Source organism: Streptococcus caledonicus (assembly GCF_042656225.1).
In the GTDB taxonomy this organism is placed as follows: domain Bacteria; phylum Bacillota; class Bacilli; order Lactobacillales; family Streptococcaceae; genus Streptococcus; species Streptococcus caledonicus.
This window is the reverse complement of the sequence record NZ_JBHSOJ010000016.1, coordinates 724,129-737,618: the sequence shown is the minus strand read 5'-3', so window position 1 is coordinate 737,618 and position 13,490 is coordinate 724,129. Positions and strand designations below refer to the sequence as shown.

Sequence of the window (13,490 nt, the reverse complement as noted above, 5' to 3'; positions counted from 1 at the left end):
GAATACGGGCTAAAAGCATCGGAAAAAAGATAGACGTTCCTTGTGTGCAAGCACACGGCGTCAGTCTCCTATTTTTCTCTTGCTTTTAACGCCCTTAATATCTTATATTATGAACATTTATGATCAATTACAGGCGGTGGAAGACCGTTATGAAGAACTTGGAGAGTTGTTGTCTGACCCTGATGTGGTGAGCGATACGAAGCGTTTTATGGAATTATCGCGTGAAGAAGCGAACACGCGTGAGACTGTGACAGCCTACCGTGAATACAAACAAGTTATTCAAAACATCGCTGACGCAGAAGAAATGATTAAGGATGCCGGAGGCGATCCTGAATTAGAGGAAATGGCCAAGGAAGAGTTAAAACAATCTAAGGCGGATAAAGAAGCCTACGAAGAAAAATTGAAAATCCTTCTCTTGCCAAAAGATCCGAATGATGATAAAAATATCATCTTGGAAATCCGCGGTGCAGCTGGTGGTGATGAAGCAGCCCTCTTTGCAGGTGACTTGTTGACCATGTATCAAAAATTTGCGGAGAGCCAAGGCTGGCGCTTTGAAGTCATGGAGGCTTCTTATAATGGTGTCGGCGGTATCAAAGAAGTGGTTGCCATGGTATCAGGTCAATCGGTTTATTCTAAACTCAAATATGAGTCAGGTGCCCACCGTGTGCAACGTGTTCCTGTGACAGAAAGTCAAGGTCGTGTTCACACATCAACGGCGACAGTTCTTATCATGCCTGAAATCGAAGAAGTTGAATATGATATTGACCCGAAAGACCTTCGTGTGGATATTTACCACGCTTCAGGTGCTGGTGGTCAGAACGTCAATAAGGTTGCGACAGCCGTTCGTATCGTTCACTTGCCAACCAATATCAAGGTTGAAATGCAGGAAGAACGGACACAACAGAAAAACCGTGAGAAAGCGATGAAAATCATCCGTGCGCGTGTTGCTGACCATTTTGCCCAAATTGCCCAAGATGAGCAAGATGCCGAGCGTAAATCAACCATTGGTACAGGTGACCGTTCTGAGCGTATCCGTACTTACAACTTCCCACAAAACCGTGTGACCGATCACCGCATCGGCCTGACCCTTCAAAAATTAGATACCATTTTATCTGGTAAAATGGATGAAGTCGTTGATGCGCTAGTGCTTTATGATCAAACGCAAAAATTGGAGAAATTAAATAACTAATGACTTACGCCAACCTTATCGCTCAACTAGAAGAGCGCCTTGAGCTGCTTGGTGAGGAGAGAGAAGGTCTGGTCTATGTCTTTCAAGCCTTAAAGGGATGGACAAAGACCGACCTTGTCTTGCATTTACGGCAAGCTGTTACAGATGCTGACGAGGCATTGTTTCACCGAATTTTTGAGCAACTAAGCCAGCAAATTCCACCTCAGTACATCACAGGTAAGGCTTACTTTGGGGAGCTTGAGTTAGCGGTTGATGACCGTGTACTGATTCCTCGCCCTGAGACAGAGGAGCTTATCGAGCTGATTTTAAGGGAAAATAGCGGAGCAGATTGTCACGTTTTAGACATTGGTACAGGAAGCGGAGCGATAGCCTTATCCCTAAAAAAAGCCCGACCAGAGTGGCAAGTGACAGCCAGTGATGTTTCACCAGAAGCCCTTAGCCTTGCTCGTGAAAATGCGCAAGCCAATCAACTTGAGGTGACTTTTATTCAATCAGATGTATTTTCAGCTATTGAGGGTTCCTTTGATATCATCGTGTCTAATCCGCCTTATATTTCCTATGATGATAAAGATGAAGTCGGGGGCAATGTCTTAGCATCGGAACCCCACCTTGCCTTGTTTGCGGATGAAGATGGCTATGCCATTTACCGTCAGATTATTGAGCAGTCCGTAGCTTACCTAACGCCTAAAGGGAAGTTGTACTTTGAGATTGGTTACAAGCAGGGAGCGGGCTTGACAACTTTATTAAATAAGGTTTTTCCAGAAACCCGTGTGCGCGTGCTAAAGGATATGTTTGGCAAGGATAGAATGGTGGTTTTAGATGGCAGATAATGATTTCGTCAAGATTTTAGAGGGAAGCGGAGCGCTGGTATTGCCTACCGAGACGGTCTATGGACTCTTTGCTAAGGCACTTGACGAATACGCTGTTGAACGTGTCTATGCCCTGAAACAGCGTCCTAAAGACAAGGCTATGAACCTAAATGTCGCTGATTTTGAAACTATTTTAGATTATTCTAAGAATCAGCCAACCTATCTCAGAAAACTCTATGACGCTTTTTTACCAGGACCTTTGACCATTATTTTACAGGCTAATGCTAAGGTTCCAACTTGGATTAATTCAGGTTTACCTACAGTCGGTTTTCGAGTGCCAAATCACCCTAAAACCTTGGAATTCATCCGTTCTCAGCAAGTCTTGATTGGACCTTCTGCCAATATTTCTGGTAAGAATAGTGGTACGGTTTTCAAAGAAATTTTAAAGGATTTTGATAATCAAGTAACAGGTTATGACGATGATTATGCTTTGACAGGTCAAGATTCCACCATTTTAGACTTATCTGGAGAAAAGGCTCGCATTCTAAGACAGGGTGCGATTACTAAGGAAGATATCATCTTGCAAGTTCCAGAGATTGTTTTTGAGGATAATGCATGAAAATCATTTTGGTTACCCCATTTAGTTCAATATCGAGAGACGTTAGAAAGCTATATTTTGCCTCTTTTCCCAAGGAAGAACGGTTGCCCTACTGGTTTTTACTCTTGAGAAAGGCAGAATTTCTTGCTTACCTTGACCAAGAAAAGCTAGTTGGTTTTTCCTACACTGTAAAAGGTCTGTCTTGTGATTTCTTACTGTTTCTGGCTGTTGCTGAAAGTCATCAGTCACAAGGTTACGGCACCGCTATTTTACAAAAGGTAAAAGAAAAAGTTGGTAAAAAGCCTCTGATTGTGACCATTGAACCTCCTTTTGATGTTTCGGAAAATGCAGAGCAGCGATTACGCCGACTAGCTTTTTATGAAAAAAACGGTTTTAAGTTAACAGACCATTTTTATCAAGAAAATACAGAAACCTATCAGATCATGACAACTAAACAGCCTTTTGATAAGAAAGGTTTTTCAAAAGATGTCAGCCAATTTTTCTTAGGAATTGTCAAAACAAAGGTGAACTAAATGAGAGCAAGTGTGATTTTATTGGATAAGTCAGGACAATTTATGATTCTGATTAAGCGAATAAAGCCAGATAAGACTTACTTAGTTTTTCCTGGCGGTGGTATTGAGGCTGGTGAGATTCCTAGACAAGCTGCCCTAAGGGAATTGTCGGAGGAATTGGCTATCCAAGTTCCTGCGGAAGCGATTAAGGCTGAAAAGCAACAGGAAGATGGTTGGATTTTTCTCATTCAGTCGCAAGAAAGTGTTGGTCCTTTGGCTATTCATGGTGAAGAAGCGGAGCGCTCAACGCCAGAAAATCGGTACTTACCAAAGTGGTTTTCTTTGGAGGAAATCGCAGAGCTGACGATTTTTCCTGAGATTGACAGAGAATGGCTCGCTAGACAACTGAATTAAAGGAGCAAGTAATGACAGTGCAAGTAACCCTCAGACGATTAACCCTATCAGACGCCCCACAACTTCAAGTGATTAGTGAAACAGCGCTTGGTTATCCTTTTTCCTTGGAAGAGACTGAGAAGCAGCTTGAAAGATGTTTAGCGAATGACAGCCATTTCTTGATTGGTGCAGTAGATGAGAGTGGGACAGAAGTCATGATTTCGAAGAAATTGACTTCGTCGTCTCACCTCCGCACAGTTGATTAGGATGGCCGCTAACGATTGCGTAGCAAGGGTTTAGGACTTCCAATCAACCACTGCGTCAAACTATATCTACACTAAAATTTAAGAGTCTGAGACATTTTTGTCCCAACCTCTATGTTCAGGCACAAATTTATGAAGCCATCTATTCGGAAAGAGGACTGAATGTCTTAGGTTTAGCTGTATCGTTAGCCCATCAAGGACAAGGGATTGGGCGCTTACTAATGGAAGAACTAGAAAGACAAGCTCTTGAAGCTGATTTAGCCTTTATTCGCTTAAACTCAGGATCCCATCGCTTAGAAGCGCATGCATTTTACCGAAAAATCGGCTACAATGGTGATAAAACCCAAGTGAGATTTATCAAGAAGTTAAAATAGGTCAAAGGAGACTCTCGTTATGATACAAGATAATCATTTGCATACTAATTTTTCTTATGATTGTGAGGAGACTTTCGATAACTATTTGCCAGTTATGACAGAGGGATTCGTGACTACAGAGCATTTTGATTTGTCGAATCCTTATTCTGGAAATGATGATATTCCTGATTATGAAGCCTACTGTGAAAAAATCTCAATTTTAGAAGAGCAGTTGGGAATTAGGATCAAAAAAGGCATTGAAATTGGTTATTATCAGCCACGAGAGAATGATATTTTAGATTATTTATCCGATAAGCAGTTTGATTTAAAACTGCTATCTGTTCATCATAATGGCCAGTTTGACTATCTACAGAGAGAATTTGTTTTTCCACTAGGTAAAGACAATATTATCCCTAGGTATTTTGAAGCGCTAGAATATGCTATTGGACGTGTTGAGGCGGATGTACTAGCACATTTTGATTATGGCTTTAGGCCATTTGAAATAACTGTTGAGGAATTAAAAGAATATGAACCACAGTTGATTCGTATTTTTGAGAAAATGATGCGGTTTGGTTTAGCTTTTGAAATTAATAGTAAAAGCATGTACCTTTATGAGCATGAACAGCTTTATCGCTATGCTTTAGATGTGTTGAAAAAACTGGGATGTACCTTGTACTCTATTGGTTCAGATGGTCATAAATTAGAGCATTATGCTTTGTATTTTGATAGGGTGTCAGATTTATTAGTCGAATACGGCATTACTTCTGAAATGTTAATTCATTAACCTTATAGAAAATTATCAAGGAGTTTTACATGCTAAAAATAGCTGTTTTAGGGGACATTCATGGAAACACCACGGCATTAGAAGCTGTACTGGCTGATGCTAGGGCGCAAGCTGTTAATGAGTATTGGATTCTTGGAGATTTATTGCTGCCAGGGCATGGACGAATGGAGCTCTTCAATTTACTTAATGAGGTTAATCCAACTATCAAGGTTCGAGGGAACTGGGATGATTGTCTCTTGGAAGTTTTGAATGGTGATGTTGGTATTGAGGATTGTGAGGAAATCTACCTCAATCGTCTGGTGCAATATGCCATGGAAGAGTTAACGACAGAATCTGTAACGAGTATTCGAGAAACTCCCATGCATGTTATGAGTGACAGAGAAGGGATTTCTTTTAGTATCTCCCACCAATTACCTGAAAAAAATTATGGATGGGAGCTTGGTCCGACAGCAAGTCAAGAAACGATTGATGCTTTTTTTGGAAATTATCCCTGTGATGTAGCGATTTATGGGCACACCCATATTCCTGTTCTAAGATACAGTAGTAAAGGGCAACTATTGTTCAATCCTGGTTCGGTTGGTAACCCTTTTTTCCCTTGGGAAAAGTTGCGACATGACCTACGTGCCCAGTATGCGATTTTGACGGTAGATGAGCATGGCGTTTCTATTGACTTCCGTAAGGTTACTTATGATGTTTCTTTGGAAGTTAAATGTGCCAAAGAGAAAAAACTCCCTTTTGTTGATTTGTACCAATCACAGGTTGAAACAGGCGTTAATCGCGTACACGACAGAGAATGGATTACAACAGTGATTGAAGAAAATCATTATTTAGACGATGTGAAAGGTTTTAAAGATAACTTATTAACCTAAATGATTTTCAATGATAGTATTGGCAAAATTTGGCATAAAAGAGTAGTATTACCGTATACCTCTGTTAGATAAAAGGAGAACAAAAATGATTTTTGACAAAGTAGATTACAAGGCGTTTGATCCAGAATTATGGCAAGCTATTGAAGCTGAGGAAGACCGTCAGCAGCACAATATTGAATTGATTGCTTCTGAGAATGTGGTCTCTAAGGCAGTTATGGCTGCACAAGGTTCTGTTTTAACCAATAAATATGCCGAGGGCTATCCAGGCAAACGCTATTATGGTGGGACAGACTGTGTTGATGTGGTGGAAAATTTAGCTATTGACCGTGCTAAAGAACTCTTTGGAGCTCAGTTTGCTAATGTGCAGGCGCATTCAGGTAGTCAGGCCAATGCAGCAGCCTACATGGTTTTGATTAAACCAGGTGATACCGTGCTTGGTATGGACTTAGCAGCGGGTGGTCACTTGACACACGGTTCTCCAGTGAATTTCTCTGGAAAAACTTACAACTTTGTGGGTTACTCTGTTAATCCTGAGACAGAGCAATTGGACTATAATGCCATTTTGGAACAGGCTAAATCTGTGCAACCAAAACTGATTGTTGCAGGTGCGTCAGCTTATTCACGCACCATTGATTTTGCCAGATTCCGTGAGATTGCTGATAATGTAGGTGCAAAACTTATGGTAGACATGGCGCACATTGCTGGTCTTGTCGCAGCTGGTCTGCATCCAAATCCTGTGCCTTACGCTGATGTGGTAACCTCAACGACCCACAAGACCCTTCGCGGGCCTCGTGGTGGCCTCATTCTGACCAATGATGAAGCTTTAGCTAAGAAAATCAATTCAGCAGTGTTTCCAGGTTTGCAAGGTGGCCCACTAGAGCATGTGATTGCGGCTAAGGCAGTTGCCTTCAAAGAGAATCTAGATCCTGCTTGGAAAGACTATGCTCAGCAAGTCATTGCCAACTGTCAGGCTATGGCGGACGTTTTCAATCAACATGACAAGTTCCGAGTCATTTCAGGTGGTACAGATAACCATGTCTTTCTGGTTGATGTGACAAAGGTGATTGAGAACGGTAAGCAAGCACAAGACCTTCTGGATGAGGTCAATATTACCCTCAACAAAAATAGCATTCCTTTTGAAACGCTATCGCCATTTAAAACCTCTGGTATTCGTATCGGAACAGCGGCTGTGACCAGCCGTGGGTTTGGCGAGGCAGAGTGCCAAAAAGTTGCCGAACTCATTATCAAAGCTCTTGAACATCATGATCAGGAAACAGTCCTAGCAGAAGTGCGTCAAGAGGTCCGTGCTTTAACAGACGATTTCCCATTGTACTAAGGTGAGTTATGCTAGATTTATACATCAAAAAAATAATCATCCATCAATTTACGCCAGATGATACGGAATTAGTTTTAGCGGACAATCCTTTGGTTTTGACCCCTCGGATTGATGACTATTTTAGAAAGAAATTATCTAAAGTTTTTTCAGATGAGGCTAAGCGTGGCCAATTTGAGGCTGACAATGTCTTCTTGTCTTACTTGACCGACGATTTCATGGCGACTTCAGTGAAAATAGCAGAGCTCTGGAAGGAAGAATTTGTGATTTCCGAGGATCAAAAAACCAACGACTTGGTCTTTATCCAGTTTGATCGAGATGGCGAGGAGTATTTTGCCTTTCTTCGAGTCGGACTCAAAGAGAACTTCACGCATATTTCAGGCGACAGCGACAGTCCCATCAAGGTCACGCAAAATAATCTCCCATCAGCTGCCCAGACACCAGACGAAGCCCTGCTGATTAACCGAAAAACACATCAGTATTATTTAATCGAGAAGCGGATTAAGCATAACGGGTCTTTTGCTAATTATTTCTCTGAAAATCTCTTGCAGGTCAAGCCTGAGCAGTCTGTCAAGAAATCCATTAAGCAAGTGGAGCAGGTGGCACAGAAGGTGGCTGACAGCTTTAATAAGGATGATTTCGCCTTCCAATCAAAGGTTAAGACAGCCATCTTTAACAATTTGGAAGAGCAAGAATTGTCTCCAGAAAAATTGGCTAATCAGCTCTTTGACGATAATTTGACGGCTCGTTTGACCTTTATTGATGAGCTAAAAGAAACCATTCCAGAGCCAATTAAGATGTCGGATATTGATAGTTCACGTCAAATTAAGAAACTAGAAAGTCAGAAACTCTCTTTGTCAAATGGCATTGAGCTGATTGTTCCAAATAATGTCTATCAGGATGCGGAAAGTGTGGAATTCATCCAAAATAATGATGGTACCTACTCCATTTTAATCAAGAACATACAGGATATTCAAAATAAATAATGTTAAAAAAAATAAGACGCTTGATAGTCCTGTTACTAATGCTAATGATTGGCTGGCGCGGGTATCAAATCTATGGCCATGTGAAAACCGTTTTGACATATCGTGATATGGTAAGAGAAGTCTTAGCTGAGAATGATACTATTGCTAATGAAGATTTGATTCTAGCCATGATTTACACGGAAACTAAGGGACAGCAGCAAGATGTGATGCAGTCCAGTGAAAGTTGGTCTGGACAGATGAATGTCATTACAGACAGTCGCGAAAGTGTCCGTCAAGGCGTATCAGTCCTGTCGGAAAATCTACTATTAGCAGAGTCGTATCAGGTTGATGAATGGACAGCAGTTCAGGCTTACAATTTTGGTGCCCCCTACATTCGTTATGTGGCAGAACACGGTGGACAAAACAGCGTCGCTCTTGCAAAAAATTATTCAAGAGAGGTGTTGGCACCTAGTTTAGGTAATACGAGTGCTGAAACCTACACCTATAATAATCTTATCGCTTTGCTCAATGGTGAACGGAAACTCTATAAAAACGGTGGTAATTACTACTACTCGAGACAGGTTCACTTTAACCTCTTTCTGATTAAGGTATTCAGTCTGATGGCATAGGAGGAGCAGGAAAATGAAACGATTAGGAATCTATTTTAAAGGGTATTTAAAAGAAACGCTTTTAGGCCCACTATTTAAACTTTTGGAAGCATCATTTGAACTACTGGTTCCTTTGGTGCTTGCCAAAATTATGGACGAAACCATTCCAAATAATGACCAAAATCATCTATTTTTGATGATTTTTCTCTTAGGAATGCTAGCTGTTATCGGCTGTGTGGTAGCTATTACAGCTCAATATTTTTCAGCCAAAGCAGCGGTTGGTTTTACGCAGAAATTAAATCAAGATTTATTTGAAAAAATCATGTCTCTTCCACAGGAAGAACGAGATAAAATTGGAACGTCAAGCTTGGTAGCTCGTTTGACAAGTGATAGCTTGCAGGTTCAGTTAGGCATCAACATGTTTTTACGGCTCTTTTTACGTTCTCCGTTCATCGTTTTTGGTGCTATTTTCATGGCTTTGACCATTGATCGTGGCATTACCCTTTGGTTTTTGCTAATGGTGATCGTACTTTTCCTCATTGTAGGCATAATGAGTCGTTTGTTAAGTCCAATGTATCTAAAACTTCGCCAACAATTGGATAAGATTGTTTCTTTAACTAGAGAACAAATGCAGGGCATAAGAGTGATACGTGCCTTTAATCAGACGGAGCGAGAGATCGTTGATTTTAGTCAGGATAACGCAGATTATACTCATCAGCAACTAGAAACAGGGAATCTTTCTATTCTAGTTACCCCTTTAACCTATCTTGTGGTAAATATGACCTTAGTCATTGTGATTTGGCATAGTGGCGTTAAAATCGGAACAGGTTTACTGTCTCAAGGAATGCTAGTTGCCCTTGTTAATTACCTGTTACAAATTTTAGTTGAATTGATTAAATTGACCATGTTAGTGACAACGCTTAACCAATCCTTTATCTCAGCTCAACGTATCTCCTCTGTTTTTGACTTAACATCAGAGGAAATACAGGCTGAATTAAAACAGGAAACCTCCTCACACGCCTTAGTTGTGGAGGATGTCACCTTTACATATCCAAATGCTTCTGGACCTTCTCTTAATCAGATTCATTTAAGTATAGAGAAGGGTCAATTTTTGGGAATTATTGGGGGGACTGGTTCTGGGAAGTCAACTTTTGTCAAAATGATTAATGGTCTCTACCGACCAACTCTAGGTAGCTTTGCTATTTTTCAAAATGGACAAAGTCCAAGGTCACTAGGCGAGTGGCGTGACTGGGTTGCCCTTGTTCCGCAAAAAGCAGAGCTGTTTAAAGGAACGATTCGTTCAAATCTCACCTTAGGCTTACATAAGCCTGTTAGTGAAGATGAGCTTTGGCAGGCACTAGAACTGGCGCAGGCTAGTGATTTTGTCCGTGAGAAAGATGGACAGTTAGATGCTGAGGTAGAGGCCTTCGGACGAAACTTTTCTGGAGGTCAAAGGCAGAGGCTGACAATTGCAAGAGCTATTTTGAAGAAAGCACCATTCCTAGTTTTGGATGATGCGACTTCGGCTCTTGATTACCTCACAGAAAGTCGTCTTTTATCTGCTCTTCGTGAAAAATTATCTGATACCACTTTAATCTTAATTTCGCAAAGGCCAGGAAGTCTGTCTCAGGCAGACAAGATTTTAGTTCTTGATAAGGGACAACAATCTGGACTTGGAACTCACCAAGAATTATTGTTAGAAAATGAAATTTATCAAGCGATTTGCAAATCACAGGAAAGGGAGGGGGAGCATGTTTAAACGATTGATGAAAGATTTACTGGCTAATCCTTGGTTAGTATTTGCCATTCTCCTATTGACCATTACTCAGGTGGGATTGACCATTTATTTACCGATTTTGATTGGTGAAGCTGTTGACAGCGTGGTTAAGCCAGAGGCTTTGTCTCTTTTATCTAGCTTAATCTTGCAAATGCTACTTGTTATTTTGGCCAATACTGTGGTGCAATGGATTGCACCAATATTGTATAATCGGCTTATCTTCACTTATATCCAAAGGCTTCGTCAAGCTGTTATCACAAAGGTTCATCAGTTACCGATTGCTTACTTAGACAAGCGTGGTGTGGGAGATATGGTGAGTCGATTAACAACCGATACGGAGCAATTGAGCAATGGTCTCTTGATGATTTTTAATCAGTTTTTAATTGGTGCTTTAACGATTGTAGTCTCTATCGTAACCATGGCAACATTAGACCTTGTGATGTTAGGCTTGGTTTTAGTGTTGACCCCATTGTCGCTCTTTTTAGCGCGCTTTATTGCTAAAAAATCATATCGCCTATATCAGAATCAAACGCAGTCACGTGGCCTACAAACGCAGCTCATAGAAGAAATGATTGGGCAAGAAAGTCTTATTCAGTCTTTCAATGGTCAAGCGCAAGCCATTTCCCAATTCCAAGACATCAATGATCGGTATGCTGAGCACTCACTAGGAGCTATTTTCTATTCCTCAACGGTTAACCCTTCGACGCGATTTGTGAATGCTCTTATCTATGCTCTGTTGACTGGTGTAGGTGCCTATCGCATTATGTCTGGAACTTTCACGGTTGGTCAACTGACAACATTCCTTAATTATGTCAATCAATATACCAAGCCATTTAACGATATTTCTTCGGTTTTGGCAGAATTGCAGAGCGCTTTAGCCTGTGCGGAGAGGTTGTATGCTATTTTAGATGAGCAAAGTTTAGTAGATGAGGGACAAGCAGAGCTAGGTCAGAACTTACTGCAAGGTCATGTTAGTTTTGACAAGATTTCGTTTGGTTATCCTGATAGCCAACGCACCTTGATCAATAACCTTTCCATTGACATTCCAGCAGCAAGCAAAGTAGCAGTAGTAGGTCCAACTGGAGCTGGAAAATCAACCCTAATCAATCTATTGATGCGGTTTTATGATGTGACAGGTGGTCAGATTTTATTAGATGGACAGCCATTGACAGACTATAAGCGTGCCGATTTCCGTAGTCAGATTGGTATGGTCTTACAAGAAACCTGGTTAAAAAATGGCACTATACATGATAATATCGCCTATGCCAAACCAGATGCGACAAGAGAAGAAGTGATTGCAGCAGCACAGTCTGCCAATGCTGATTTCTTTATTCGCCAATTACCAAAAGGATATGATACCGTACTAACTGATGGTGGTGACTCCTTATCGCAAGGTCAGCGTCAGCTATTAACCATTGCCAGAATCTTTGTCAAATTACCACAAATGTTAATCTTGGATGAAGCGACGTCATCTATTGATACGCGAACAGAGATTTTGGTCCAAGAAGCTTTTGAAAAGTTGATGGAAGGCAGAACCAGCTTTATCATTGCGCACCGATTATCAACCATTCAATCAGCTGATATTATCCTTGTCATGGTGGATGGCAATATCGTTGAGCATGGCAATCATGCCACACTCATGAGCCAAAAAGGGGTCTATTATCACATGCAGATGGCTCAAGCAAGTTAAAAATCTAACAGAAAAAGTGACCTCTTGAACATTCGGGGGTCACTTTTCAAGTTCTTGAAGGTAATCTTCAATTTTAAGGAGCATGATGTGATTACCATAAATGCTAAACAAATCCCTTGCTTGTAGATAGTAGCCTTTAACCTTTTTCAAGGTCCATGAAATGCCTACCAGCATTTCCAACAATAATCAGTAAGAGAGCAAGTTGATGGCTGGTCTCTTTTTCTTTACAGATAGCAATCGTTTCTAAAGCAAGCTCAGCAGCTTCCCTGTATTGAGCTTTTAATTGTAAATGATGAGCATAGTTGTAACGTGCCTTAAGATAGCCAAAAAGATATTCTTGATTAGTTAGATCTTTTTCTTGATAGAGCTTCATTAGCCTATGATAAATCTCTTCATAATCTTCACATCGTTCAACCTCATCATAAAAATTTGCCAAAGTATTTAGGATTTTCAAGTAAATATCTGTTTGATGATTAATCTGCTTCGATAAGATTTCTAGGGTATCTATAGCTTCATCTTTCTTATAATTGGAGTAAAAATCAATCATTGCTTCGACCCATGTTAAATAGGCTTTGTCCTCTACAGATAAGAAATGCTTATTGTTTTTTTCTAATTGGAGTAAATAGGCTAAATCGTTGTAATTGCGATCGTTAAGCAATTTTTCAGTCAATCTTTTAAATTCTAAGAGATTAGACTTGACCTTGATGTCATCATTAAAGAAGTAGTCCATTGATACTTGAAGACGTTTGCCTAATTGATAGAGGAAGTCTGCCGATGGCATGTAGTTACCACGCTCAATTTTACTAATCTGGCTTTGTTCGCAAATGCCATCTGCTAAAGCTTTTTGTGATAACTTCAGCTCTTTTCGTTTAGATTTAAATTTGTCGGCTATCTGTACCATAACTATTTCCTCACTGTCTTCATTGCAATAAGTATTATATGACTAAAATGGCTTTTTTTAACTACCTCATTTGTCAAATTAAGTTAGACATTTTCAAGTTAGTCAGAAAAACTTGATATGGTGTTTGATAGTTCAATGATTTCCTAGGAATTCTATTTCTTTTATCAGCTATAGCTGATAGACATTTTTGAGAAATACCCTTGAAGTCCATCTGCTTAGGAAGTCCGTGCTGTCTTAATAGACCATTAGAATGTTCATTAAGACCTCGTTGACCCGGACAGCCTGGATCCGCAAAGAAAATGTCAATGTCATGTTTATTGGAAATGGATTTCCAATTGGAGAACTCTTTCCCGCAATCAAAGGTAATGGACTTGAAGAGATGTCTTGGAAACTGTGACATCCACTTGCTGACTGATTCCTCAATGTCACTCGCTTTTCTTCCATTT

General features: G+C 40.4%; 14 protein-coding genes and 2 pseudogenes. 14 read left to right on the top strand and 2 right to left on the bottom strand.

The window, feature by feature from the left end; genetic code table 11:
- The first annotated feature begins 109 nt into the window (after nt 1-109).
- The 14 genes and pseudogenes from prfA to ACFPQ3_RS07445 all read left to right on the top strand — a co-directional run bounded on the left by prfA (nt 110) and on the right by ACFPQ3_RS07445 (nt 12,143).
- A complete protein-coding gene (gene prfA, locus ACFPQ3_RS07510) occupies nt 110-1,189 on the top strand; it encodes a peptide chain release factor 1 (RefSeq protein ID WP_121834633.1) in 1,080 nt (359 codons plus the stop codon).
- The gene (prmC, locus tag ACFPQ3_RS07505) at nt 1,189-2,019 is read left to right on the top strand and encodes a peptide chain release factor N(5)-glutamine methyltransferase (RefSeq protein WP_156806637.1); all 831 of its coding nucleotides are present in this window, start codon (nt 1,189-1,191) and stop codon (nt 2,017-2,019) included. Before prfA ends, prmC begins: the two co-directional genes overlap by 1 nt.
- Nucleotides 2,009-2,617, top strand: coding sequence for an L-threonylcarbamoyladenylate synthase (locus ACFPQ3_RS07500; RefSeq protein ID WP_156806636.1), 609 nt, complete (start codon nt 2,009-2,011; stop codon nt 2,615-2,617). The genes prmC and ACFPQ3_RS07500 overlap by 11 nt, the downstream gene beginning before the upstream one ends.
- Nucleotides 2,614-3,129 carry a GNAT family N-acetyltransferase gene (locus tag ACFPQ3_RS07495; protein ID WP_156806635.1) on the top strand — a complete coding sequence of 172 codons (516 nt, stop codon included), beginning with the start codon at nt 2,614-2,616 and terminating at the stop codon, nt 3,127-3,129. The genes ACFPQ3_RS07500 and ACFPQ3_RS07495 overlap by 4 nt, the downstream gene beginning before the upstream one ends.
- On the top strand, nt 3,130-3,522 hold the full coding sequence (locus ACFPQ3_RS07490; protein ID WP_156806634.1) for an NUDIX domain-containing protein: 393 nt from the start codon (nt 3,130-3,132) through the stop codon (nt 3,520-3,522).
- Nucleotides 3,523-3,533: 11 nt separating this feature from the next.
- Nucleotides 3,534-3,767, top strand: a complete 234-nt coding sequence (locus ACFPQ3_RS07485) for a hypothetical protein (protein ID WP_156806633.1) — start codon at nt 3,534-3,536, stop codon at nt 3,765-3,767.
- A 110-nt stretch (nt 3,768-3,877) separates the two neighbouring features.
- A pseudogene (locus tag ACFPQ3_RS07480) lies at nt 3,878-4,138 on the top strand (GNAT family N-acetyltransferase); the annotation flags it as partial.
- A 22-nt stretch (nt 4,139-4,160) separates the two neighbouring features.
- Entirely contained in the window at nt 4,161-4,901 is a 741-nt protein-coding gene (locus tag ACFPQ3_RS07475) for a PHP domain-containing protein (RefSeq protein WP_156806668.1), read from the top strand.
- A gap of 29 nt (nt 4,902-4,930) precedes the next feature.
- Entirely contained in the window at nt 4,931-5,770 is an 840-nt protein-coding gene (locus ACFPQ3_RS07470) for a metallophosphoesterase family protein (protein WP_156806631.1), read from the top strand.
- An 85-nt stretch (nt 5,771-5,855) separates the two neighbouring features.
- Complete coding sequence (glyA, locus tag ACFPQ3_RS07465) at nt 5,856-7,106, top strand: serine hydroxymethyltransferase (RefSeq protein ID WP_156806630.1); 1,251 nt, start codon at nt 5,856-5,858, stop codon at nt 7,104-7,106.
- Nucleotides 7,107-7,114: 8 nt separating this feature from the next.
- Nucleotides 7,115-8,089: a nucleoid-associated protein gene (locus ACFPQ3_RS07460; protein WP_156806629.1), complete on the top strand. Its 975-nt coding sequence runs from the start codon at nt 7,115-7,117 to the stop codon at nt 8,087-8,089.
- Complete coding sequence (locus ACFPQ3_RS07455) at nt 8,089-8,697, top strand: lysozyme family protein (protein ID WP_156806628.1); 609 nt, start codon at nt 8,089-8,091, stop codon at nt 8,695-8,697. The genes ACFPQ3_RS07460 and ACFPQ3_RS07455 overlap by 1 nt, the downstream gene beginning before the upstream one ends.
- Before the next feature lie 13 nt (nt 8,698-8,710).
- On the top strand, nt 8,711-10,435 hold the full coding sequence (locus ACFPQ3_RS07450) for an ABC transporter ATP-binding protein (RefSeq protein ID WP_156806627.1): 1,725 nt from the start codon (nt 8,711-8,713) through the stop codon (nt 10,433-10,435).
- Complete coding sequence (locus ACFPQ3_RS07445) at nt 10,428-12,143, top strand: ABC transporter ATP-binding protein (protein ID WP_156806626.1); 1,716 nt, start codon at nt 10,428-10,430, stop codon at nt 12,141-12,143. Before ACFPQ3_RS07450 ends, ACFPQ3_RS07445 begins: the two co-directional genes overlap by 8 nt.
- 39 nt (nt 12,144-12,182) lie before the next feature.
- Here ACFPQ3_RS07445 and ACFPQ3_RS07440 read toward each other — a convergent pair.
- A pseudogene (locus ACFPQ3_RS07440) lies at nt 12,183-13,044 on the bottom strand (helix-turn-helix domain-containing protein).
- 73 nt (nt 13,045-13,117) lie between these two features.
- Nucleotides 13,118-13,490: IS30 family transposase (locus ACFPQ3_RS07435; protein ID WP_380433819.1), on the bottom strand; the 373-nt coding region annotated here is incomplete at its 5' end.